At 29.5% G+C, this 24,078-nt stretch carries 23 protein-coding genes and 1 tRNA gene; 18 read left to right on the top strand and 6 right to left on the bottom strand.

Translation table 11 applies throughout. From position 1 onward, the window contains the following. The first annotated feature begins 6 nt into the window (after positions 1–6). From SR63_RS04845 to SR63_RS04795, 11 genes are read left to right on the top strand one after another with little or no spacing between them, the layout of a single operon-like run. The gene (locus SR63_RS04845; RefSeq protein WP_002852919.1) at positions 7–513 is read left to right on the top strand and encodes a YqhA family protein; all 507 of its coding nucleotides are present in this window, start codon (positions 7–9) and stop codon (positions 511–513) included. Positions 514–564: 51 nt separating this feature from the next. Then, positions 565–756, top strand: coding sequence for a mini-MOMP protein (locus SR63_RS04840; RefSeq protein WP_002853004.1), 192 nt, complete (start codon positions 565–567; stop codon positions 754–756). 8 nt (positions 757–764) lie between these two features. Then, on the top strand, positions 765–1,199 hold the full coding sequence (locus tag SR63_RS04835; RefSeq protein ID WP_002853959.1) for a c-type cytochrome: 435 nt from the start codon (positions 765–767) through the stop codon (positions 1,197–1,199). Between the two features lie 30 nt (positions 1,200–1,229). Beyond that, positions 1,230–2,345, top strand: a complete 1,116-nt coding sequence (locus SR63_RS04830; RefSeq protein WP_002866056.1) for an ABC transporter substrate-binding protein — start codon at positions 1,230–1,232, stop codon at positions 2,343–2,345. A gap of 21 nt (positions 2,346–2,366) precedes the next feature. Next, positions 2,367–3,476: an ABC transporter substrate-binding protein gene (locus tag SR63_RS04825; RefSeq protein WP_002853905.1), complete on the top strand. Its 1,110-nt coding sequence runs from the start codon at positions 2,367–2,369 to the stop codon at positions 3,474–3,476. A gap of 18 nt (positions 3,477–3,494) precedes the next feature. Then, positions 3,495–4,391 carry a branched-chain amino acid ABC transporter permease gene (locus SR63_RS04820; RefSeq protein WP_002852952.1) on the top strand — a complete coding sequence of 299 codons (897 nt, stop codon included), beginning with the start codon at positions 3,495–3,497 and terminating at the stop codon, positions 4,389–4,391. After that, positions 4,391–5,443, top strand: coding sequence for a branched-chain amino acid ABC transporter permease (locus SR63_RS04815; protein ID WP_147498387.1), 1,053 nt, complete (start codon positions 4,391–4,393; stop codon positions 5,441–5,443). Before SR63_RS04820 ends, SR63_RS04815 begins: the two co-directional genes overlap by 1 nt. Continuing rightward, complete coding sequence (locus SR63_RS04810; protein ID WP_002853599.1) at positions 5,440–6,210, top strand: ABC transporter ATP-binding protein; 771 nt, start codon at positions 5,440–5,442, stop codon at positions 6,208–6,210. The genes SR63_RS04815 and SR63_RS04810 overlap by 4 nt, the downstream gene beginning before the upstream one ends. Beyond that, a complete protein-coding gene (locus SR63_RS04805) occupies positions 6,197–6,892 on the top strand; it encodes an ABC transporter ATP-binding protein (protein ID WP_002852965.1) in 696 nt (231 codons plus the stop codon). Before SR63_RS04810 ends, SR63_RS04805 begins: the two co-directional genes overlap by 14 nt. Positions 6,893–6,909: 17 nt before the next feature. After that, complete coding sequence (ccsA, locus tag SR63_RS04800) at positions 6,910–10,155, top strand: cytochrome c biogenesis protein (RefSeq protein ID WP_147498386.1); 3,246 nt, start codon at positions 6,910–6,912, stop codon at positions 10,153–10,155. 15 nt (positions 10,156–10,170) lie between these two features. Further along, complete coding sequence (locus SR63_RS04795; protein ID WP_072238654.1) at positions 10,171–10,620, top strand: hypothetical protein; 450 nt, start codon at positions 10,171–10,173, stop codon at positions 10,618–10,620. 2 nt (positions 10,621–10,622) lie between these two features. On the opposite strand, the gene SR63_RS04790 is transcribed toward SR63_RS04795, so the two are convergent. From SR63_RS04790 to tgt, 3 genes are all read right to left on the bottom strand, one after another. Next, positions 10,623–10,699: transfer RNA gene (locus SR63_RS04790), tRNA-Arg, on the bottom strand. A 52-nt stretch (positions 10,700–10,751) separates the two neighbouring features. Then, positions 10,752–11,519, bottom strand: coding sequence for a magnesium transporter CorA family protein (locus SR63_RS04785; protein WP_002866051.1), 768 nt, complete (start codon positions 11,517–11,519; stop codon positions 10,752–10,754). Position 11,520: 1 nt separating this feature from the next. Continuing rightward, positions 11,521–12,642, bottom strand: coding sequence for a tRNA guanosine(34) transglycosylase Tgt (gene tgt, locus SR63_RS04780; protein ID WP_002866050.1), 1,122 nt, complete (start codon positions 12,640–12,642; stop codon positions 11,521–11,523). A 29-nt stretch (positions 12,643–12,671) separates the two neighbouring features. Between tgt and SR63_RS04775 the strand changes: the two genes are divergently transcribed. From SR63_RS04775 to SR63_RS04755, 5 genes are read left to right on the top strand one after another with little or no spacing between them, the layout of a single operon-like run. Beyond that, entirely contained in the window at positions 12,672–14,072 is a 1,401-nt protein-coding gene (locus SR63_RS04775) for a COG3400 family protein (protein WP_002866049.1), read from the top strand. 45 nt (positions 14,073–14,117) lie between these two features. After that, positions 14,118–15,173: a 3-dehydroquinate synthase gene (gene aroB, locus SR63_RS04770; RefSeq protein WP_002866048.1), complete on the top strand. Its 1,056-nt coding sequence runs from the start codon at positions 14,118–14,120 to the stop codon at positions 15,171–15,173. Further along, positions 15,170–16,741, top strand: a complete 1,572-nt coding sequence (locus tag SR63_RS04765) for a mechanosensitive ion channel family protein (RefSeq protein ID WP_002866047.1) — start codon at positions 15,170–15,172, stop codon at positions 16,739–16,741. The genes aroB and SR63_RS04765 overlap by 4 nt, the downstream gene beginning before the upstream one ends. Then, positions 16,738–17,988 (top strand): tRNA (N(6)-L-threonylcarbamoyladenosine(37)-C(2))-methylthiotransferase MtaB, encoded by a 1,251-nt coding sequence (mtaB, locus tag SR63_RS04760; RefSeq protein WP_002866046.1) that lies wholly within the window; start codon positions 16,738–16,740, stop codon positions 17,986–17,988. The genes SR63_RS04765 and mtaB overlap by 4 nt, the downstream gene beginning before the upstream one ends. A gap of 3 nt (positions 17,989–17,991) precedes the next feature. Further along, positions 17,992–19,608, top strand: a complete 1,617-nt coding sequence (locus SR63_RS04755) for an AAA family ATPase (RefSeq protein WP_002866045.1) — start codon at positions 17,992–17,994, stop codon at positions 19,606–19,608. A gap of 7 nt (positions 19,609–19,615) precedes the next feature. Here SR63_RS04755 and SR63_RS04750 read toward each other — a convergent pair whose 3' ends face one another. Further along, entirely contained in the window at positions 19,616–20,032 is a 417-nt protein-coding gene (locus SR63_RS04750; RefSeq protein WP_147498385.1) for a PepSY-like domain-containing protein, read from the bottom strand. Between the two features lie 97 nt (positions 20,033–20,129). Between SR63_RS04750 and SR63_RS04745 the strand changes: the two genes are divergently transcribed. Beyond that, the gene (locus tag SR63_RS04745) at positions 20,130–20,648 is read left to right on the top strand and encodes a rhomboid family intramembrane serine protease (RefSeq protein ID WP_002853517.1); all 519 of its coding nucleotides are present in this window, start codon (positions 20,130–20,132) and stop codon (positions 20,646–20,648) included. Further along, a complete protein-coding gene (locus tag SR63_RS04740; RefSeq protein WP_002853673.1) occupies positions 20,645–21,157 on the top strand; it encodes a SixA phosphatase family protein in 513 nt (170 codons plus the stop codon). The genes SR63_RS04745 and SR63_RS04740 overlap by 4 nt, the downstream gene beginning before the upstream one ends. A gap of 14 nt (positions 21,158–21,171) precedes the next feature. Here SR63_RS04740 and rpoD read toward each other — a convergent pair whose 3' ends face one another. Together rpoD and SR63_RS04730 are read right to left on the bottom strand one after the other, a co-directional pair. After that, positions 21,172–23,040 (bottom strand): RNA polymerase sigma factor RpoD, encoded by a 1,869-nt coding sequence (gene rpoD, locus SR63_RS04735; protein ID WP_002853451.1) that lies wholly within the window; start codon positions 23,038–23,040, stop codon positions 21,172–21,174. Between the two features lie 79 nt (positions 23,041–23,119). Then, the gene (locus tag SR63_RS04730) at positions 23,120–24,001 is read right to left on the bottom strand and encodes a LysR family transcriptional regulator (RefSeq protein WP_002866043.1); all 882 of its coding nucleotides are present in this window, start codon (positions 23,999–24,001) and stop codon (positions 23,120–23,122) included. Between the last annotated feature and the right edge of the window lie 77 nt (positions 24,002–24,078).

Below are 24,078 nucleotides of genomic sequence, written 5' to 3'. Positions count from 1 at the left end.
AAAAAAATGTTAGAGAAAATATTTGAATCTTTACTTGTTAGAAGTCGTATTGTTACAATTTTACCCGTAATTTTTGGTTTAATTGGAGCTTTTGTATTGTTTTTTATTGCAAGTTATGATGTTTTAAAAGTTATATTTTATACTTATAATTATTTTTTTGATGCAGGTTCTAATGTGGATTTGCATGAGGATGTGGTGGCTTTAATTATAGGAGCTGTTGATCTTTATCTTATGGCTTTAGTTTTGTTTATTTTTTCTTTTGGAGTTTATGAGCTTTTTATCAGCGAAATAGAAGAATTTAAACAAACAAAACAAAGCAAGGTTTTAGAGGTGCATAGCTTAGATCAATTAAAAGACAAGCTTGCAAAAGTTATCATTATGGTCTTAGTGGTAAATTTCTTTCAAAGGGTTTTGCAGATGAAATTTGCTACTCCTGTGGATATGGCTTTTCTTGCTGGATCGATTTTAGCTCTTTGTGTAGGACTTTATTTTTTACATAAAGGTGGTCATTAACAAGGATTATCTTTTTTTGATATAATCGTTTTTTGTGTTTAAAGAATAAAAATGAAAAAAATATTTTTAATTGGTATGATTTTAAATCATTTTGTTTTTGCAGCTCCTTTAGATGAAGTCTTTAAAGATATAGAAGTTTCAGGGACTGTTCGTTATCGCTATGATATTAAAAAAGAAAAAAAATACAACAAAAAAACACATAGATATCAAAATAAAACACAAACGGAAATTACAATAAAATAAGGAAAATCATGATTATACGATGGTTGTTTATTAGTTCAATATTTGTTGTTGCGCTTTTTGGTATTAATTTGAAATCATTTTTTACTTATACCTTTGATGCAAATAAGCAATATGATATGGAAAAAGCGAAGGCTTTGTATTTTCAAAATAAATGCAATACTTGCCATGGAGATAATGCTGAAAAGAGTGTTATAGGATCTAGAATTTTAAAAGATATGTCTCCTGAGGATATTAAAGGAGCTTTGATAGGTTATACTCTTGATAGTAGTAGTTCTACAACAGCTTCTCAAATGGCTTTTTATGCTAGAAATTTAAGCCACGAGGATATAGATAATATTATTGCTTATATTAAAGGTGGAAATTTTGCGCTTGATTTGCAAGTAAAAGATCTTCTTGAAGAAGAACCTGCGCAAAAAACAAAACATAATATATTTCTAAAATAAAATGTAAAAACTATAATTAAAAGGAATGCTATGAAAAAACTAACTTTAACTTTAAGTGTTTTAACTATGGTAAATTGCTTATATGCTAAGGATATTAATATAGGAGTAGTTTTACCTTTAACTGGAACTGTGGCAGCTTATGGGCAAGATGTTTTTAACGGAATTGAACTGGCTAATAAGCTACAGCCAAAACTTTCAAATGGAGATGTTATTAAACTTATCACAATAGATACAAAAGGAGATAAGCTTGAAACTTCAAACGGAGTTAATCGTTTAATAGCAACAGATAAAGTCCTTGGGATTATTGGAGAAGCTACAACTCCAAATACCATTCAAGCTATTTCTATAGCAGAAGAGAAAAAAATTCCTCTAATAGCTCCAGTGGCATCTGGAGATAAATTGCTAGATAAAAAGAAATATGCAAGTAGAGTTTGTTTTAAAGACAATTTTCAAGGAGATAAATTTGCCACTTATGTATCTAAGGATTTAGGACTTAAAAATGCTGTTATCATCATAGATCAAAGCAATGTTTATTCTTTAGGTTTGGCAAGAGCTTTTGAAAATTCTTTTAAGAATAATGGTGGGAAAATTATAAAAAAACTTGTTATTAATTCAGGAGATAAAGATTTTAGAGCTGTGGTTTCGCAACTTAAGAGTTTAAATCCTGATTTTGTTTATATGCCTATTTATCATCCTGAAGCTGCTTTAATTGCGAGACAAGCAAGACAAATTGGTTTTGATAAACTTTTAGCAGCAGGAGATGGTGTTAATAATCAAACTTTTATAGATCTTGGTGGAAGTGCTGTCAATGGAGTAATTTTCACTGATAGTTTTGATTATAACAATCCATCTACACAATTAGGAAAAGATTTTGTTGCAGCTTATGAGAAAGTTAAAGGAACAAAAGAACTTCCAGCATTTTCGGCTATGGGGGCTGATGCGTATTTTGTAATGTTGAATGCTATGAATGCTTGCGTTGATAATCTTAGCAGCGAATGTATTAATAGTAAAATTCATCAAACTAAAGATTTTCAAGCTGTTGGTGGTGTGATTAGCATAGATGAAAGCGGTAATGCCATTCGTTCTGTTGTGATTAAAGAAATTCAAAATCAAAAACAAAATTATAAAACAATTATAAATCCATAATTACTAAAATAAAGGTAGAGAATGAAAAAAAGTTTAATTTTAGCAAGTATTCTAAGTTTAAGTTTAAGTGCTGCGGAAGTCAAAATAGGAGTTGTTTTACCACTTAGCGGAGCTACTGCAGCATATGGACAAAGTGCACTAGAAGGGATTAAACTTGCAAATTCAATGCAATCAACTTTAAGTAATGGAGATAAGGTTTCTCTTGCTATTATTGATACTAAAGGTGATAAATTAGAATCTTCGAGTGGAGCAAATCGTTTAGTTTCTCAAGATAAAGTTATAGGTCTTATAGGGGAAATGGTTACTGCTAATACATTGCAAGTTATGCGCGTAGCAGAAGATAATAAAATTCCATTGATCGCTCCTGCTGCAACTGGTGATAGATTGCTTGATAAAAAAATATATTCTTCTCGAGTATGTTTTATGGACAGTTTTCAAGGTTCATCTTTAGCAAAATATGTTTTTTCAAAACTTAATTACAAAAGTGCTGTTATTGTAGTAGATCAAAGCACTGACTATTCCTTAGGTTTAGCAAAAGCTTTTGAAAAACAGTACAAGTCTAATGGCGGTCAAATTCTTAGAATTTTAAGAGTTAATTCAGGTGATAAAGATTTTAGAGCTATTGTAGCTCAAGTTAAAAGTTTAAATCCAGAATTTATTTTTTTACCGCTTTATTATAGTGAAGCTTCTTTATTTGCAAGACAATCAAAACTCGCAGGTTTAAATATTCCTATGGGTTCTGCAGATGGAGTTGCTGATCAAACTTTTATTAGTTTAGCTGGAGATGCAAGCGAGGGTTATATTTTCACAGATAGTTTTGATGCTAATAATCCAACTACAAAATTAAGCAAAGAATTTATCAGTGTTTATGAAAAAGCTAAAGGAACAAAAGAAGTTCCAAATTTTTCAGCTATGGGGGCTGATGCGTATTTTGTAATGTTAAATGCTATGAATGCTTGCGTTGAAAATCTTACTAGTAAGTGTGTCAATGAAAAAATTCACCAAACTAAAAATTATCAAGGTGTTTCTGGTGTTATCAGTATTGATCAAACAGGAAATGCAACTCGTTCTGTAGTGGTTAAAGAAATTAAAAATCAAAAGCAAAATTATAAAGATATTATCAATCCTTAAAGGAAAAATAGAAAGATTATGGATTCTACTTTATTTTTACAACAACTTGTTAATGGACTTAGTTTGGGCAGTATGTATGCCCTTATTGCTGTTGGCTATACTATGGTTTATGGCGTGTTAAGACTTATTAATTTTGCTCACGGCGATATTATGATGGTTGGTGCTTATGCAGCTCTTTTTTGCATGACTAATCTAAATGTTCCTTTTCTAGGAGCTTTGTCTTTGGCAATGATTTTTGCTGCCTGTGTTGGAATAGCTACAGATAGAATCGCTTATAAACCTTTAAGACAGGCTCCTAGAATTTCATTGTTGATTACAGCAATTGGTATTAGTTTTTTCTTGCAAAATCTTTTTAATATGCTTTTTACTTCAACACCTAGAACTTTTACACCGCCAAGTTATTTTGAGGAAAGTGTTAATTTTGGCGGAGTGATAACAACTTATGGTTCTTTAATGGTTCCTGCTCTTACATTTGTTATTTTAATAGCAGTGTTATGGATTTTGTATAAAAGCAAGTATGGTATAGCTATTCGTGCTTTGGCATTTGATATACAAACAGTAAATTTAATGGGTATAGATGCAAATCGTATTATTGCTATAGTTTTTGCCCTAGGTTCAGCTTTGGCAGCAGTTGGGGGTGTTTTTTGGGCTGCAAATTATTACTCTGTTGAACCTACTATGGGAACTTTAATAGGTTTGAAAGCTTTTGCTGCTGCAGTTTTAGGAGGTATAGGTTCTGTAGTAGGTGCAGTTTTGGGTGGACTTATTATAGGATTTACTGAAGTTGTTGTTGTGGCTTTTTTTCCAGATTTATCAGGCTTTAAAGATGCATTTGCTTTTATTTTTTTGGTGTTTATATTGTTATTTAGACCTACGGGAATTTTAGGTATAAATTTTGAAAAGAGTAGGTTTTGATGATGGTTAGAATTAAGGTTTCACATTTAATCTTTTTAATTGCTTCAATTGTTTTTATTTTCGTTTCTCCTTATATTTTTGGGGACTATGGATTAAACATTGTTAATCAAATTGCTATTTTTATTATTTTGGCTGTGAGTTACAACCTTATTAATGGTGTAACTGGACAATTTTCACTAGAACCCAATGGATTTGTTGCAATTGGAGCTTATGCGGCTGCTTTAGTTCTTTTAAATGCTGATGCGAAAAATGATCAGTTTTTTTTAGATGGTCCTAGTTCTTTTATTTTAGCCATCCATTCAAATTCCTTTATTCTAGCTTTAATTGTAGCTGGAATTTGTTCATCTTTACTTGCCCTGATTTTGGCTTTTGCTGTATTTCGCGTGAGAGGGGATTATTTGGCTATTGTAACTTTAGGCTTTGGAATAATTATTAAAATAGCTGCTATTAATTTTCCTTCTATTACTAATGGCTCAAGAGGACTGGTAGATATTCCACAATTTTCCACGATTTATTGGACAGGTGGTATTGCTATTGTAGCGGTTATTTTAATTTTAAATATAGTTTATTCTAAATATGGTCGTGCAATGAAGGCTATAAGAGATGATGAAGATGCTGCAAGTGCTATGGGAATAAATACTTTTTGGATAAAAACTTTAGCTTTTAGCACTTCAGCATTTTTAGAAGGTGTAGGTGGGGGACTTTTGGCTTGTCTGTTGACTACCGTATCTCCAACTCAATTTGATTTTTTACTTACTTTTCAGCTTTTGATTATTATTGTTTTAGGCGGACTTGGTTCTACTACAGGTGCTATTATAGGTGCGATATTAGTTATTGGTGGAAGTGAGTGGCTTAGATTTTTAGATGAGTTAAATATAAAAATAGATTCTTTAAATCTTGATATCCAATCAACGCCAGGGCTTAGAATGGTTGTTTTTTCTATTGTTCTGATTTTAGTAATGCTTTTTGCAAGAAAAGGCATAATGGGTTATTATGAGTTGAGTGATGTGATTAGAGGGATTAAAAAGCGTTTTAAAAGGAGTGAAAAATGATTTTGGAATTAAAACAAATTTCAAAAAGTTTTGGTAGTGTTAAAGCTATTAATGAAACTTCTTTTAAAATCAATGAGGGTGAAATTTTTGCTTTAATTGGACCTAATGGGGCTGGCAAAACAACTCTTTTTAATATTATAACAGGTAACTATAAACCTAGTTCAGGTTCGGTTGAATTTCTAGGAGAAAGAATTGACCACTTAAAACCTCATAAGATTGTGCATTTAGGAATAGCTAGAACATTTCAAAATATTAGGCTTTTTTCAAGCATGAATGTGCTTGAAAATGTTCTTATTGGTTTTAATAAACAAATGAAATATAATATTTTTGAAGCCTTTTTGCATTTAGGGCGTTTTGGAAAAATAGAACAAGTATTTAAAGAGAAGGCTTATGCAATATTAGAAGAACTTGGTATTGCAGAATTTGCCTATGAAAAGGCTACTAGCTTAAGTTATGGACAACAAAGAAAAGTTGAGATTGCAAGAGCAATGGCTACTCAGCCAAGATTATTATTGCTTGATGAGCCAGCCGCTGGGATGAATAGCTCTGAGAGCGATGAACTTGCTGAGCTCATTTTTAAATTACGAAAAGATTATAAAATTAGCGTTTTGCTTATAGAACATGATATGAAATTTGTAAATAAATTGTGTGATCGCGTATTGGTACTTGATTATGGAAAAACAATTTTTGAAGGTAAACTTTGCGATGCTGTAAATCATAAAGAAGTAATTGCTGCGTATTTAGGGGATTTTGATGCTAATAGTTAAAGATTTGCATGTTTATTATGGATTAATTGAAGCTGTTAAAGGGATTGATTTTAAAGTGGAAACAGGTCATATTGTTTCTCTTATAGGTTCAAATGGAGCAGGTAAAACTTCAACTTTAAATGCGCTTTTAAACTCAGTTAAAAGAACTGGTGAGGTTAATTTCTTAGGTTATGATACTAAAAGACATTTAACTCATACTTTAGTTCAAAAAGGTATAGCTTTAGTTCCTGAAGGAAGACGTGTTTTTATTAATTTAAGCGTAGAGGAAAATTTAAAAATAGGTGCTTTTAATAATGCTGAAAATTATGAGCATTTAAGAGAGCAAATGTATAAACTTTTTCCAAGACTTGCAAGTAAAAAGCATGCTTTAGCTGGAACATTGAGTGGAGGGGAAGCGCAAATGCTTGCGATTTCAAGGGCTTTAATGAGTGAGCCAAAACTTTTGATGTTGGATGAGCCTTCTTTGGGGCTTGCTCCAAAGATTGTGGGTGAAGTTTTTGATATTATTGTGCGTTTAAAAGAAGAGGGTATAACTATTCTTTTGGTAGAGCAAAATGCTTATTCTGCATTAAAAATAAGTGATTATGCTTATGTTTTGGAAAATGGTCGCATTGTAATGGAAAACGAGGCTAAAAATTTAATAGGTGATGATGAGATTAGAAAGAAATATTTAGGGCTTTAAAATTTAAAGGAAAAAGAATGAAAAATATAATAAAAAGCATAGGGGATTTAAGAGTTTCGGTTGTATTGTTTTTGCTTTTTGCGCTTTTTTGTGCTTTGGCAACTTTTATTGAAAGTGCTTATGGAACTCCTACGGCTTGGGCAATGGTTTATGATACTTTTTGGTTTGAATATATACAACTTTTACTTGGTATTAATTTACTATGCGGGATGTTTCGTTATAAAATGTTTGGGCTTAAAAAATTGCCTTTAATGATTTTTCATATTTCTTTTTTATTTATTTTAGTGGGTTCTGCAATGACAAGATATGCTGGTTTTGAAGGTATTTTACCTATTAGAGAGCATACTCAAAATTCACTTATAGAAAGTTCTAAGACTTCTTTGCGCATTTCTGCTATAAAAGATGGAGAACGCTATAGTGCGGTTAATGATCGTTATATAGGAAATTTGCCTTTTGCTAATTCTTTTAAACTAAAACTTAATTTAGGTGATGATCAAGCTGTATTAAAATATAAAGATTTAATCTTAAATGCTCATTATGCTTATAAAGAAAATAATAATTCTAATCCTTTATTGGTTTTAATGCTTTCTCAAAAAGGATCTCAAGGTGTTGATGTTAAATTTGAAAAAGGTGAAGTTAAGAATATAGAAGGGGTTAACTTTGCTTTTATGAATGATAATGTTAAAGCACCTTTTGTAAAAATTGACGAAAATTTAACTTTAAGTTCAAGTGAAAACTTACATTTTCTAAGTATGCTAGATGGACAAAATTTAGACCTTAAAATTGGAGAAAAGGCAAATGCTAAGGAAAGAAGGCTTTATGAAATTAATGATATTAGTTTTGTAGTTAAAGCTGCTTCTTTGCATGCGCAAGAAGCTTTAGAAGGTTCCAATAGACCTCAAGATGAAAGTTTTTGGTTATGGTTTAAATCTGCTTGGTTAGAAGTGGGTAGAACTATGTTGATTTCTACTTTTGGCGAGCCTCAAAATTGGAAAAATTCTTTATTATTGCATTTTAAAGATTTTGCCTTAAGTAATGAGAATAAAAACTTAGAATTAACTGGCTCTAATGCTTTAAAATTAGAATTAAGCTATAAAAATGAAAGTAAAGAATTTTATATTTTTGAATATAATAAACCTATTATGATAGAACTTGCGGGTCAAAAATTCTTTATTTCTTGGGCGCTTTCTTATGAACAATTGCCTTTTGATATTTATTTGAGAGATTTTGTATTAGATCGTTATCCAGGTTCTATGTCTCCAGCTTCTTATGCAAGTGAAATTACCGTAAAAAATAATAATGAAAATTTTGATTATAGAATTTTTATGAATAATGTTTTAGATTATGATGGCTATAGATTTTATCAAAGTTCTTATGATCAAGATGAAAAAGGGACTGTTTTATCTGTAAATAAAGATCCAGGTAAAATACCAACTTATATAGGTTATTTTTTGCTTTGTCTTGGAATGTTTATGAATTTTTTAAATCCACATTCTAGATTTAGAACTTTGGCAAGATTAATTAATAAAGACACTTTAAAACATGCAAGTGTGATTATTTTTATTTTATTGCTATCTTTTGGTTCTGAAAAGACTTTTGCTCAAGATTTAAATTTGACCTTACCTGTGGTAAATACTAATCATGCTAAAGCTCTTGCTACTTTAATAGTTCAAAAATCAGCAGATGGAAGAATGGTGCCTTTTGATACGCTATCAAGAGAAATTTTAGAAAAAATTCATCAAAGTGATAGCTATAAGGGTCAAAATTCTAACGCTGTTATGCTTTCCATGCTCGTTGATGTAGATAAATGGCAAATGGAACCTTTTATTTTAATGCCACAAAATCAAGCAGTTCGTGATGCTATTGCAAATATTTTAGAAATTCCTAGCACTAAATATATTTCTTATAAAGATTTCTTTGATGAGAATAACCGATATAAACTTCAAAAATATGTTGAAAATGCAAATCGTAAAAACCCAAATGCAAGAGGAGTTTTTGATAAGGAAATTATAAAACTAGATGAAAGAGCTAATGTTGTAAATTTAGTTTTTAGTGGTGAATTATTTAAATTTATTCCTGTTCAAAATAATCCAAATAATGTTTGGCTTGCACCTTTTTCTGCTGTAACTACTCTTAAGGGGGATGAAGGGCATATTGTTTTGGCTTTAATACAGAATTATTTTAGTGCCGTGGAAAATGCTTTTAAAGATGGTAATTGGACTAGAGCTGATGAAGGCTTGAAATTTATCAAAGAATATCAAGAAAAAATAGGATATAAAGTCATGCCTAGTAAAACCAAGGTTGAAATGGAAATTTTTTCTAATAAGGCTGAAATTTTCGTTAAACTCGCTCCTGTATATTTAATTGCGGGTTTTTTACTTTTGATTCTTGTTTTTTCTAAAATGGTCGTACCGAATTTAAAAATCTCTTTTATATTTAAAGTGGTATATGTTTTAAATGTTTTAGCTTTTGTAATTCATACAGTAGGTCTTGGACTTCGTGCTTATTTATCAGGTCATGCTCCATGGAGTAATGGCTATGAAAGTATGGTGTATATAGCTTGGGCATTGTCTTTGTCGGGTATATTTTTCTCTAGAAAAAGTCCTATAGCCTTGTCATTAACTTCTATTTTATCCGGTGTTGTATTAATGGTTGCACATTTAAGCGAAATGAATCCGCAAATTACAAATCTTGTTCCTGTGCTCAATTCTTATTGGCTTAGTATTCATGTATCTGTTATTACTGCTAGTTATGGATTTTTAGGACTTTGTGCCTTACTTGGTATCTTTACACTGTTCTTAATGTGTTTTCTTAAGAAAGATGGAAAATATAATCTTAATATTTTGAGAAATATTACAGAGGCTACAAGAATTAATGAAATGGCAATGATTTTTGGACTTTGTTTGCTTACTGTAGGAAATTTTTTAGGTGCAATTTGGGCAAATGAAAGTTGGGGGAGATATTGGAGTTGGGATTCTAAGGAAACTTGGGCTTTAGTTAGCATTTTGGTTTATGCAGCAATTTTGCATCTTAGAATGATTCCAAAATATTGTAATCAATTTGTGTTTGCTTTATGGAGTATGTTTGCTTATTGGGTTATTATTATGACTTATTTTGGAGTAAATTACTTTTTAACAGGACTTCATTCTTACGCTGCAGGCGAAGCGGCTCAAATTCCTAATTATGTTTATTGGGGATTTGCATTGATGGTGGTTTTAGCTCTTTTTGCAAGAAGGAAGCGAAATTTTGTAGGCAAACTGTAAATGAGCCATATTTTTTTGGTTATTTTTTGTGCTGCTTTAGCGCTTTTATTGTTTTTAGGCATGATTGCTTATCTTATTACAAGTGATGGCAAAAAAACAATTAAAAAGCAAAAAACTAGCCAAAAGCAGCATGTAGCTGAAAAGACTAAAAAATTTGATACAGACTTAGATAAAATGATAATTGCTGCTTCCGATGTTAAACTAACAGATATTGAATTAAAAGAACTTGCTAAACTTTATGTGCAGACACATAAACTTGGTTCAAAAACTTCTAAAGAATTAGATGAAGCAACAAAAAAGAAACTAGAATTTGTTTCTGCTTTGGCTGCAAATATTAATGCAAGTGCACAAACAGTAAGTTACTTAAATAAAGAACTTAAGAAAATTTCTGGATCTTACAAAAAAGAAATTGATGCTTATGAGCATATGGGATTGGCTAAAAGAAAAATTAAAGAAGATAAATAATATGGTGCGCTCAAGAGGATTCGAACCTCTGGCCTTTTGAACCGCAATCAAATGCTCTATCCAGCTGAGCTATGAGCGCAAAAATAAGTTAAAATTATATATAAATATTCTTAAAATAAGCAAAATTTTGCTTATTTTGTTTGTTTTTTAGCTTTTTTACCTTCATCTAAATCAAATTCTTTAGTCTTTTTTGAATGATAAAATATAAAACCTACAATCAAAATACAGCAAATCAAAGAAAAAATATAAAGTGTGCCATAAGGGCTATCTTTGAAAAAAAGATTATTAGTATTCATTCCAAAAAATCCTACGATCAAATTTAAAGGCAAGAAAATAGAAGAAAGTATACTTAAAAGATAAATACTTTTATTCATTTTTTCATTTTTAATTGCACTTGTTAATGTATAAAGAGTATCAACTCTTACTAGATGTTCTTTGGTGTTTTTACTTAAGATGCTGATGGATAAATTTAGAATTTTTAAATGTTTTTTGTATTGTGCTTGTTCGCTAAGCAAAAGATTAAAAGCTTCGCTTAGAAGATTAATTTGCTTTAGATTTTTGTTGATTTTTTGTCTTAACACAAAGGATTTTTTGTAAAAATTTTTAACAAAACCACCTTTTAAGATAATACCTTCTTTGTGTTCTAAAAGGTTTTGAAAATGAGTATTTTGTACTTTAAAATCTTCTAAAATGGATTTAATAAAATTTGAAAATTCTTCTATACTAGAAAGCTTAAATTCTTCATCTTGAAGTTTATAAATTTTTTCATCGTTAAAAAGCCAAGTTTCCAAATTTAATCCCACATAAACAAAAATTTTTTGTCCATAAATTTCACTATAGAAAGTTTCTAAATTCTTTGCTTGTAGGATTTTTTTTAGATTTTCGTGTAGTTCTAGCATTTTATTTGCCTCTTAAGTGATAAAAATTTCTTTTAAATTGCGTAAAAGAATTATTCAAAATTGCTTCACGCATCTTTCTTGCAAGTTCAAGATAATAATGTAGATTGTGCAAACTTGCCAAACGAAAAAAAGTAAGTTCTTTAGCTTTGAAAAGATGGTTTAAATAACCCCTTGAAAAATTACAACAAGTATAACATGAGCAAGCAGGATCTATGGCTTCATGATCGTTGATAAATTCTGCTTTTTTGATATTAAATTTTCCAAAACTTGTGAAAAATGTTCCATTTCTTGCATTTCTAGTTGGCATCACGCAGTCAAACATATCTACCCCTCGCTCAACATTTTCTACTAAATCTTCAGGAGTTCCTACGCCCATTAAATATCTTGGACGATTTTCATCTAGATAAGGGTTTAAGTTTTGGACTGTTTCGTACATCAAGGCGTTTTCTTCGCCCACGCTAAGCCCACCTATAGCTAAACCATCAAATGGCATTTCGTTTAAACTTAAAGCACAACGCTTTCTTTCTTTGTAATCTGTACCACCTTGGATAATACCAAAAATATTTTGCCCTATACCTATACCTTTATTTTGCATACTTTTATGATAAGTAATAGCCTCTTTTGCCCAAAGTATAGTGCGATCAACAGAAATTTTAACCCTTTCTTTGGTTGCGGGTAGGGCTACTAAATCATCTAAAATCATCATAATATCAGAATTAAAATCATATTGAGTATCTAAAACACTTTTTGGAGTAAAAAGATGACGACTCCCATCGATGTGACTTTTAAATTCTATACCTTCATTAAAATGTTTAGAATTTTTACTTAAAGAAAAAGCCTGAAAACCACCACTATCGGTTAAAAAACTTCTATCAAATTTCGTAAAACCATGCAAACCTCCAAAATCTTTTACCACTTTGGAAGTTGGACGCAAGTACATGTGATAGGTATTTGCTAAAATAATTTTTGCATCAAGCTCATTTTTCATATCATTGGCATCAAGACTTTTAACCGCTCCTACTGTGCCAACAGGCATAAAAACAGGGGTTAAAAAAGTGCTGTGTGCGGTAGTGATTTCACAAACCCTTGCCATTCCATCTTTATGCTTTAATTTAAATTCCATTTGTTATAATTTCCTTTTTGGAGTTTAAAATGAATAATATTTTAATTATAATAGACGGTATTTTAGCAAAGCATTTCTTAGAAAGGCTTTGTTTTGAAAAAGGCTTAGGTTACTTTTTTACAGTAGTGTGTCAAAATAGTGAAAAAAATAACTTAAATATTTCTAGTGAGTATATTGACTTGCATTATTTTGATCCTACAAGCACAGCGCGTCTTGAAAATATTATGAGTAAAGATTTTAAACAGGCTTTTATTTATATGCAAGATGAATTTGAAACTAAAAAAAGTTATGAGGCTTTGCGTTCTTTAAATCCAAATTTAGAAATAGAAATAATGGATTTTTGGGGGTTAAGTGTTAATGATACTCATGCAAATTTAGCTGATGCTAGAATGACTTTAAGCCGTAGATTTATGGATTTTTTACCAGATATTGCTTTAACAGCTCAGTATATAGGACTTGGGGTTGGAGAGATTATGGAAGTAAAAATTCCAGCAGGGTCTATTTTTGCTTATAGGCACATAAGTTCAATACAACAAAAAAGGTGGCGCATAGTCCTTATTTATAGAAATTCTAAGATTTATTTTGTAAAACCATCTTTTGTTTTAGAGCCAAATGATAGCATTTTGATCGTTGGAGATCCTGTTGTTTTACAAAGTATTTTTCATAATATAAGAGGCAAAGCAGGGCAATTTCCTATGCCTTTTGGAAGTAATGTTTTTGCTTTAATTGATATGAAAAATATGAATCAAAATATGCAAGAAAGAGTGCTTGATACTACTTTAAAATTAACTCAAAAAAGCAATGCAAAAAGATTTTTTATACATGTTATCAATCCTAAATTAGGGGTAATGTATGAAAAATTAAAAAAACTTTCTGAGGATAAAGAAGGTGTGTTTTTTGATTATTTCAACACGGATTTTAAACAAATTTCCACATGGTTGCAAAATAATGATGTAGGATTAGTTGTAACCGATATAAAAAATTTTGAGAAAGAAAAACAAGCTTTTTTTGATTTAAAAATTCCTATTATGAAAGTGGGTGAAGCTTCTTTTGATGAACTTAAAGAAGCGATTATTTTAAGTGCTGATGAGAGTGAACTTGAAAACAATGCAAATGTCATTACTGATTTAAGTAAACAGCTTGATTTTGGAGTTATTTTATATTATTATAATCCAAATTCTCAAAATACTACAGATATGGAGGAGTATTTTAGAAGTTTATCTAAGCTTTATGATAAAAATATACAAATTATTAATAAAAATGATGAAAACCCTCTTTTAAATTTGCAATATCGCGAAGATTTGTTACAATTTGTGAGTTTTCAAAAAGAATTACTAAATAGAGATTTTGGCAGAAATTTAAGTACAAATTTAAATAGGCATTATTATAAAATGAGACAAAATTACCAACTTTTCATACCGGTAGAATAAATAATTAATTAAATGTGATAGAATAAACGCAAAAAGAGTAGTTCAATGCAAGTAGAAGTTAAGTTAAAAGAAAATGCTTATAAGGTTTATATTGATGAACTTGAAGAATTAGAATTTGATAGTAAGGTTTTTATACTTTCAAATCCTAAGATTTCAGGTCTTCATTTGAAAACATTACTTTCTAAAATTAAGGCAAGAGAAATTTTTATTGCCGCTGTAAAAGATGGTGAAGAATATAAAAATTTAAGCACCATGGAAGAAATTTTAAACCAAATGTTTAATTCTAAATTGGATAGAAAAAGCGTGCTTATAAGTTTTGGTGGTGGCGTGATTAGTGATATGGGCGGATTTGCTGCTAGTATTTATCAAAGAGGCATTGATTTTATAAATATTCCTACTACACTTTTAGCTTGTGTTGATGCAGCAGTAGGTGGAAAAACAGGTGTTAATAATAATTTTGGTAAAAATCTTATTGGCACTTTTTATCAACCTAAAGCTGTATATTGTGAGAGTTCTTTTTTAAAGACTTTGAGCTCTAGAGAACTTGCTGCAGGCATGGCTGAATTTATTAAAATGGCAGCAATGTTTGATGATAGTATACTTGATTTTATAGAAAAAATTGATGAAAAAAGTTTCTTAAATGCTACTTGTGAGAATGAAATTTTTACTCAAATTATAGCAAGAAGCATAGAACTTAAATCAAGGGTTGTTGAACAAGATGAAAAAGAATCAGGGCTTAGAATGCTTTTAAATTATGGTCATACTTTTGCTCATGTTATAGAAAATTTTACAGATTATAAGCTTTATTTACACGGAGAAGCGGTGGCTATAGGTATGGTTATGGCAAATCAATTGGCTTTAAATTTAGGATTTTTGGATAAAATGCAAAGTCAAAAAATAAAAGATATTTTACTTAAATTCGGTTTGCCAATATCATATAAAATCAACAATGTAGATGAATTTTATGAAGCTTTTTTCATGGATAAAAAAAGCTCTAATAAAAAAATCAATTTTGTTCTTGCTGGCCCTTTGGGTAAGGGTTTGATAAAAGGTGATATTTCTAAAGAAGATATAATTGCAACTTTAAGAGAATTCCAATGAAAAAAATTATTATTTTAACCTTTTTTGTTGTTTTTGCTTTTGGTGATGTAAATCGGACTATTATTAATAATATAAATGAGAAAATTAATACTTTAAATACTGTAATCAGTGCTAGTATTTGGAATATACGTTATGAAAATTTTATAAAATATCAAGATATAAATGATGAATTAATCATTTTAAATCTTAATTTAAAAAAGACTTCCGATATTCACCAACAAGAAGAACTTAAACGCAAGATAGCAAATTTAGAAGAGCAATTGAGCTTGCTTAAAGAATATAAAGATTTAAATTTTGCACAAAGTCTTAGTGCCCCTGATAATATAGAAACTTTATCTAAGCTTACTAATCCTTTGGCTATTATAGGAGCTTTTTCTCATATTAAGAAATTAAAAGGAGAAAAGGAAGAGTATATATTTAAATTTAATGATTTTAAAAATTTAGTAGATAAAATCAGGGAAAAAAACTCAGAACTTAAGGAATTAGTTGGGCTTAAACCAAGTGTTGAGAATATAGAAGCTTTAAAAGCTTCGGATAAAAAGTTGGAAGAATTTGAGCAAGCTTTAAATTTTGCTAGTGTTTCTTATTCTGTTTATGAGAAAAAAATTGATGAAGAGCTTTCTCGAGTAAGTGCTGAGATTAAAGTTCAAAGCTTAAGGGCTGTAAATATACTTGTTGCTATTGTTATTGTTATAGCTATAGCTTTTATGTTGAAATTTATTGCTAAAAAATATATTAAAGATAGTGAAAGATATTATACTGCTACGAAGATTATTAATTTTATTAATATAAATATTATTTTTCTTATTTTGCTCTTTGCTTATATAGAAAATATTACTTATCTTGTAACTATACTTGGTTTTGCTTCTGCAGGCTTAGCTATTGCTATGAAAGATATGTTTATGTCTATGCTTGGATGGTGTGTGATTATTTTTGGCGGAAGTTTTAGAGTAGGGGATCGTGTAAAAGTTTTTCAAAATGATACTACCTATATAGGAGATATTATAGATATTTCTTTTTTACGCATTACTCTTTATGAAGAGCTTACGCTTGAAACTTATAATAAAAATCGTCGTAGTGGGCGTATTATATTTATTCCTAATAACTATGTTTTTACAAATTTGCTTGCTAATTATACTCATCATGGTATGAAAACCGTGCTTGATGGCATTGATATAAGTGTTACTTTTGATAGCAATCTTGATAAGGCACAAGAAATTGTGGAAAATATTGTGACACGTCATGCCAAAGGTTATACTGAGCTTGCTAGAAAAAATATAGCTCGTTTACAACATGAATATAGTATTAAAAATCCTAAAGTGGAGCCAAGGTTTTTTATGTTTTTTGAACATTGGGGAATGCGAATTTCTGCATGGTATATGACCAATGCTTATGCGGCTTTAGTATTAAGAAGTACGATTAGTAAAGAGATTATAAAAGAATTTAATAAGCATAAAGATATAAAAATTGCTTATCCATCGCAAAATTTATATTTAGGAAATTTAAATCAAAATCATTTTGAACAACATCATGAAAATATGCATTTTCATGCAAGGAATAAAGATTGAAAGAAAAAGTTTTTTTTAAAACCTTTGGGTGTCGCACAAATATTTATGATACAGAGCTTTTAAAAAGTTATGTAAAAGATTATGAGATTATAAATGATGAGAATAAAGCACAAATTATCGTTGTAAATTCTTGCACGGTTACAAATGGAGCTGATAGCGGGATAAAGTCTTATGTAAATACCATGCAAAAAAAAGGCATTAAAGTTATACTTACAGGTTGTGGTGCTGTAAGCAAAGGTAAGGAGCTTTTAGATAAAAAACAAGTTTTTGGAGTGCTTGGAGCGTCAAATAAAGATAAAATCAATGAATTTTTAGGAGCAAAGACAAGTTTTTATGAACTTGGAAATTTAAATTTTATTGATAAAGATATAGTTTGTGAGTATGAAAATCATACCAAAGCTTTTGTGAAAATTCAAGAAGGTTGTGATTTTGCTTGTTCTTATTGTATTATCCCTAGCGTGCGGGGTAAATCAAGAAGTGTAGATGAAAAAGCTCTTTTAAAACAAGTTGAAATTTTGGGGGCTAATGGCTATAGTGAAATTGTTTTAACAGGGACTAATATAGGTTCATATGGGCTTAAAAATGGCACAAGTTTAGGCAAGCTTTTGCAAAAAATGGGACAAATTTCAGGTATAAAACGCATAAGGTTAGGTAGTTTAGAACCCGCACAAATTGATGAAAGTTTTTTAGAAATTTTAGATGAGACTTGGCTTGAAAGGCATTTGCATATTGCTTTGCAACATACAAGTGAAAAAATGCTTCGCATAATGCGAAGAAGATCGCATACGGATAATGATTTAAAGCTTTTTAATACTATAGCAAGCAAAGGATATGCTTTAGGGACGGATTTTATAGTAGCTCATCCAGGCGAGAGTGAAGAAGTGTGGCAAGAAGCTTTGAAAAAATTTAAAGAATTTCCACTCACTCATATTCATGCTTTTATTTTTAGTCCTAGAAACAACACGCATTCTGCTACCATGAAAGATGTGATAAATGGAACTTTAGCTAAAGAAAGATTAAACATTTTAAAATCCATAGTAGAAAAAAATAATTATGAATTTAGAAAAAAAAATCAAGTTCCGCTTGAAGTTTTGGTGGAAAATCAAAAAGATGGTTTTTTTGAGGGGTATGATCAGTTTTTTAACAAGATCAAAATTAAAAGTGATAAAGATATAGCTAAAGAATGGATCTTTATATCTCAATATGAAGCGCAAGAAAAGTCTAACTTTGCAAATTTAAAAGGCTAGATAATGAAAAATAAAAAGATAATTTTAGCATCTTTTATGGTTTTATGTATGCTTTTGGGAATTTTATATTTTAAAAATGAACCTAAATATATAGATGAAAATCTTTATCAAAGTCTGTTAAGTCAAAATTTAATCCAAAAAGCTGTGATTGATAAAGACGAAATTTGGCTTAAGGCGGAAGGTGAAAATTACGTAATTATAAAAGATGGCATAGATATAAAAACACTTTTAGCAAAAGTTCCTGTAGAGGTTAAAAAAGATAACACGCTTTGGGTGTTTTTTATTTTACTTGTTTTTATTATCGCACTTTTTATAAGTCTTGGCTATTTTGCTCGTAAAAAAGAGTTAGCTAAATATCCAATATCAAATAAGAATCAAAATCACACTCAAGCTCAAAATTCAAATATAAATTTAGAAAGTTCTCATATAAAACCTGTGATTTCAAATATTACTTTTAATGATGTAGCAGGTGTTGATGAAGTTAAAATGGAGCTAAGCGAACTTGTGGATTTTTTACAAAATCCTAAAAAATATAAAGAATTTGGTGTAAAAATGCCAAAAGGTGTTTTAATGGTAGGCCCACCTGGTGTAGGAAAAACATTGATAGCAAAAGCAGTTGCAGGAGAAGCAGGGGTGCCATTTTTTTATCAAAGCGGTTCAAGTTTTGTTGAAATTTATGTAGGTATGGGTGCAAAAAGAGTTAGAGAGCTTTTTTCAAAAGCTAAAATGATGGCTCCTAGTATAGTTTTTATCGATGAAATAGATGCTGTAGGTAAGGCAAGAGGAGAAATGTCAAATGTTGAAAGAGATAGCACTTTAAATCAACTTTTAACTCAAATGGATGGTTTTGAGGATAATAGTGGGGTTATAGTTATAGCTGCGACAAATAAAATCGAACTTATGGATCCTGCTTTATTGCGTTCTGGGCGTTTTGATAGGAGAATTTTTTTATCTTTGCCTGATTTTAAGGATAGACTTAAAATTTTAGAAATTTATATGAAAGATAAAAACAATAATGTCAATTTAAATAAAATCGCCAAAGCAAGCGTAGGTTTTAGTGGAGCAGGGCTTGAAACTTTGGTCAATGAAGCAGCAATTAATGCTTTAAGAAGAAATAGTGCTTTAGTCGAGGAAAGTGATTTTTATGCTGTATTAAATAAAGTTCTTTTAGGCAAGAAAAAGATTTTAAGTTTTAATGATGAAGAGAAGAAAATTCAAGCCACTTATCAGGCTGCAAAAGCTTTGAGTGCGTATTATTTTGACATAGGATTTGAAAAAATCACTCTCATTGAAGATCGTTTTAAAGAATATGAGCATAATATAAGATCAAAATCAGAGCTTATCAATCGTATAAAAGTTTATTTGGCTGGTTCTAGAGCTATGAGATTGATTTATAATGAAAGTTATACTAACTCGCAAGATGATTTTTTAAAGATTAAAGAATTGCTTGATTATATGTTGAGTTTTGATATGTTAGAAGAGCCAAATTTAAATGAACAAAAAAAAGAAATGGATGAATTTTTAAATTCTATGAAGGATAAAATTTTAAAATTATCAGAGCTTTTGCTTGAAAAAGAAAAGATAGAACATGATGATGTTAAAAATATAATGCAGGTTTGATTATATTTTAATCATCAATTTCTTTGTGCAAGATAGTTCCATTAAAATCTATAAGAATTTTTACATCGTTATCAAGTTTAATCTTGTAATGATTGATTTTTCTTTCGACTTCTCTAGCTTTTATATTTGGAAATTCGTTTTTAATGATATTGGCTAAATTTTGAGGTAAAAAATCTAGATCAAAAGGAAAGGCTTTATTTTCAATTTCCTTCCAAGCTCCATCTATGTCAAATTCAAGTTCTGTCCCATCGCTAAGATAGACTTCATAGGAATTTTTGTCTTTTTGTACGATCCCTATGGGTGCTTTGAAATTATGTTGTAAAAATTCTTTAGAAACACTTGGCAAATTATCAGCAGAAATTATTATATCAGCATTTAAAGATAAACTTAAAATAGCAATAATACTTAAAAATTTAATTTTCAATATTTTTCCTAATTATTTTTTAGTAAAATTGTAAAGAATTTATGTGAATTTTATGTGAATTTTAAGACAATATTATAAAAAATAAAGGTTTTATACTTTGCTTACAATTTTTTTAATTTTTTTAAATATTTTATGTTATTTTTTGATTTCTTATGATTATTATAATATCCTTGGTTTGAATATTTTATTTTTTAATGGAGCTTATTGGCAACTTTTAAGTTCAATGTTTTTACATGGAAATTTAACTCATCTTATATTAAATATGATAGTTTTGTTTCAATTTGGGCGTATATTAGAAACTTATTTAGGTGCTTTGCGTTTTATTTTTATTTATTTTATTGGCGGATTGTTGTGTTCACTTTTAAGTGTTTTTTATGTGTATTTTGATTTTAAATATTTCGGAGAAAATATAAATGTCATAGGCGCTAGTGGTGCAATTTGTGTTTTAATGGGCTTTTATGCTGTTCTTGATAAAAATAGCACAAAAGGACTTATAGTGGCAATTTTACTTATGAGTTTTGCGCCATTGCTTATGGGGGTAAATGTTGCTTGGTATGGTCATATTTTCGGGTTTATGTGTGGTTATATTTTAGCTAAAATAAAAGAGGTAAAATGAAAAAAATTTATATTATAAGACATGCAAAAGCAAGTAAGAGTGGGGATATTGATGATTTTGAAAGAAAACTTACTAAGAGTGGAAAGGAAGATTTAAAAAAACTTTTTAAAAATCTTGCCTTACATGAAATTCATCCTGATTTGGTGCTATCAAGTCCTGCTGTTAGAACCGCTAAAACAGCGAAAAAAATAGCCAAATTTTATAATTTTGATAAAAATAAAATTTGTTTTGATGAAAGATTGTATCTTTGTAATGTTGAAAATTTGCTAAAAATTCTGCAAGATATTGATGATGAGTTTAACGAAGTATTTTTAGTGGGTCATAATCCTGGTTTAATGGAGCTTGGAGAGTTATTAAGCTCGCTATGTTTAGCTTCTTTTCCAACTTCTTCTATCTTGTGTTTAGAATTTGATATTAAGGAATTTAAAAATTTAAAAAAACATAGCGGAAAATTAGTTTTTTTTGAACATGTGCGCAAGTTAAAAGAAGAAAAAGATTTGGGTTTTTAGCAAGAGATTGACTCTTACTTCCAACCTTCAATATAATTTTTTAGTTTTCTTCCTACTTTAGGGTGTTTGAGTTTTTTTATAGCTGAACTTTCTATTTGTCTCACTCTTTCTCGAGTGACATTAAGCTCTTTTCCAATTTCCTCTAAAGTTCTATCACTTTCATCATCCATTAAACCAAAACGCATACGAATTACCGCTTTTTCTCTATCGTTTAATTGATCTAAAACTTCATCAATTTGTTCTTTTAAATCATCCTTTAAGATATGATCCATTGGAGAAAGTGAATTTCTATCTTCAACAAAATCTCCAAATTTACCATCATCTTCATTTCCTATTGGAGCTTCAAGAGAAATTGGTTCTTTTGTGATTTTAATAACTTGTTTAACCTTATCTACGCTTAAACCTACTTCTTTAGCTATAACACTGACATCAGGTTCTTTTCCATCTTTTTGTAGATGTTCGCGGATAATTTTGTTAATTTGATTGATGGTTTCTATCATGTGGATTGGAATTCTTATGGTTCTTGCTTGGTCAGCTATAGCCCTTGAAATAGCTTGCCTGATCCACCAAGTTGCATAAGTGGAAAATTTATAACCCCTTTTGTATTCAAACTTATCCACAGCTTTCATTAAACCTATATTTCCTTCTTGAATAAGATCTAAGAAAGGTAGACCACGATTTGTGTAGCGTTTAGCTATGCTTACAACAAGACGCAAGTTTGATTTTGCCATTCTTCCTTTTGCTTCATCAGAGATTTTTTTACCGCGTTTAATTTGCTCTAAAATTTCTTTTAAACGTGATTTTTCAAGATCAAAGCTTTTTTCACTAGCTTCTTTAGTTTGAAATAGTTTTTTAATTTCCATATAAGTGCTTACCATGGTTGTTTCTAAAGCTCGCTCTGTGATTTCTTCTTTGCTCAATTTTGTAATATCTTTTAAAATATCTGCATGGCGTTTTTTAAGTTCATCAGAAAACATAGGTAAGCGGTATTCTAAACGCTTAAGTTCTTTGTCAAATTCTTCATCGCTTTTTAGTGCAGTTTCCATTGATTTTACGATTTCACTAATAAGTTTTGAAGTAGGGCCTAGATCCATTAATTTTTCTTTTAAAATATTTTTTTTGAACGCAATGCTTAATTTATCTAAAAGCTCATCTCCACTTTCTTTGTCTTTGGATGTTTTTAACCAATCTTTTTTAGCTTTTTCTAGAGCTTTAAATTTTTCTATAACTTTTAAAGTTCTTTCATCTTCTTTTTTGCTGTTTTTTTTAGTATTTTCTTCATCTGATTCTAATTCTGTTTCGTTTTCTTCATCTTCATCTATATCAAGTTCATCAAGTTTATCATCACTTTTTTCTTCATCGTCAAAGCTTTTAAATAGTTCTTTTACCCTTCTTTCTCTGTTTATTAAAGGTTCTTTATAATCTAAAATAAAATCTATCAAATAAGGCACAGAACAAAAAGCATCAATGATAATATCTTCGCCAAGTTCTATTTTTTTGGAAATTTCAATTTCTTCATCTTTGTTTAATAAAGCAATTTGTCCCATTTCTCTTAAATACATACGAACAGGAGAGTCTGATCTGCTCCATTCTAATAAATCGTTTTCATTGGCTAAATCAAATTCGTTCTCAAGGCTTGTATCTTGGAGTTTTTGTTTTTCTTCTTGAAGTCTTTTTGCATCTTCTATGTTTTTCATTTGTGCAATTTCGGCTGCTGAAAAAAGTTGTACTTTGTGTTTTTTCATTAATGCTTGCACTTTTTTAGCGGTTGATGCACTTGGTTGTTTTGTAAGATATTTTACCAATTTTTCATATGTGATATAATCTTTTGCATTTTCTTGAAATAATTCTTCTAATTCAGCTTCTTGAGTTTTGGCGTTCATTGATTATCCTTGAAATTTATATAAGCTTTGGATTTTATCTAAAAATTGCTTAACTTTCTATATAAATCGGTTATTATGCTTATGATTTGAATATTTTTTCAAATTTTTCTAAAGCTCTGTTAAAATTATAATTTTTTCTTTTTAAGGTATAAAATTTACGCTTTAGGTCGATATTTTTTAATTTAATTTCATAAAGTGTTGAATTTTTTAATTCTTTTTCTATGCTTTTTTTGGAAAAAATAGAGATTGCTTTTTTTTGTAAAACAAGTTCTTTAATCGCAGCCATTCTATCAAGCTCAAGAAAAATATTAAGTTTTTTTGAGCTTGCACCAATTTCGTTTAAAAATTTATCCCTTAAGCCTGAGCCTGCTTCTCTTAAAATCCACTTTTGTTCCAAAAGTTCATCGATATAAAATTCTTTTTCATTGAGTTTTTTATCACTTGTAGCTACTATAAGTTCATCATCTTGCCAAAAATTTATTTCTAAATTTTCATACTCCACTAAAGCCGGATCAAGTTCTGCTTCAATGATTGCAAATTCTATATTTCCGTTTTTTAGTAAATTTAAACATTCTTTTGAATTCTGCGTTTGAGAGTGAATTTCTATGTTTTTAAATTCTGCCTTAAAATCAAATAAAATAGGAGCTAAAAAATGTTCAGAAATGCTTTGAGTTGAGGCTATTTTTATTTCCCCTAAGAGCATACTTTCGTCGTTTAATTTTTCTAAGCTTTGATAGTAAGCTTGTATAATTTTTAACCAATTTTTTCCTAGTTCTAAAGCTTTTGGTGTAGGTAAGAGTTTTTTTCCAAGTCTTTCAAATAAAATACCATCAAATTTATTTTCTAAATTTTTAATTACTATTGAAACATTAGGTTGAGTTATGGAAAAATTGTTGGCTGTATGAGTTGGACTTTGAGTGTTTAAAAGATCTAAAAATATTTCCATATCTTTGATTTTCATGAGTGATTCCTTTATTTAATAAAAAAAATTTATTATAAAAATTAAAATAATATATTTTTATAATTTTAATAAAAAAA

This window comes from Campylobacter sp. 2014D-0259 (assembly GCF_008000505.1).
Classification (GTDB): Bacteria; Campylobacterota; Campylobacteria; order Campylobacterales; family Campylobacteraceae; genus Campylobacter_D; species Campylobacter_D jejuni.
The sequence above is the reverse complement of the archived record's forward strand: the minus strand, read 5'-3'. Positions and strand labels throughout refer to the sequence as shown.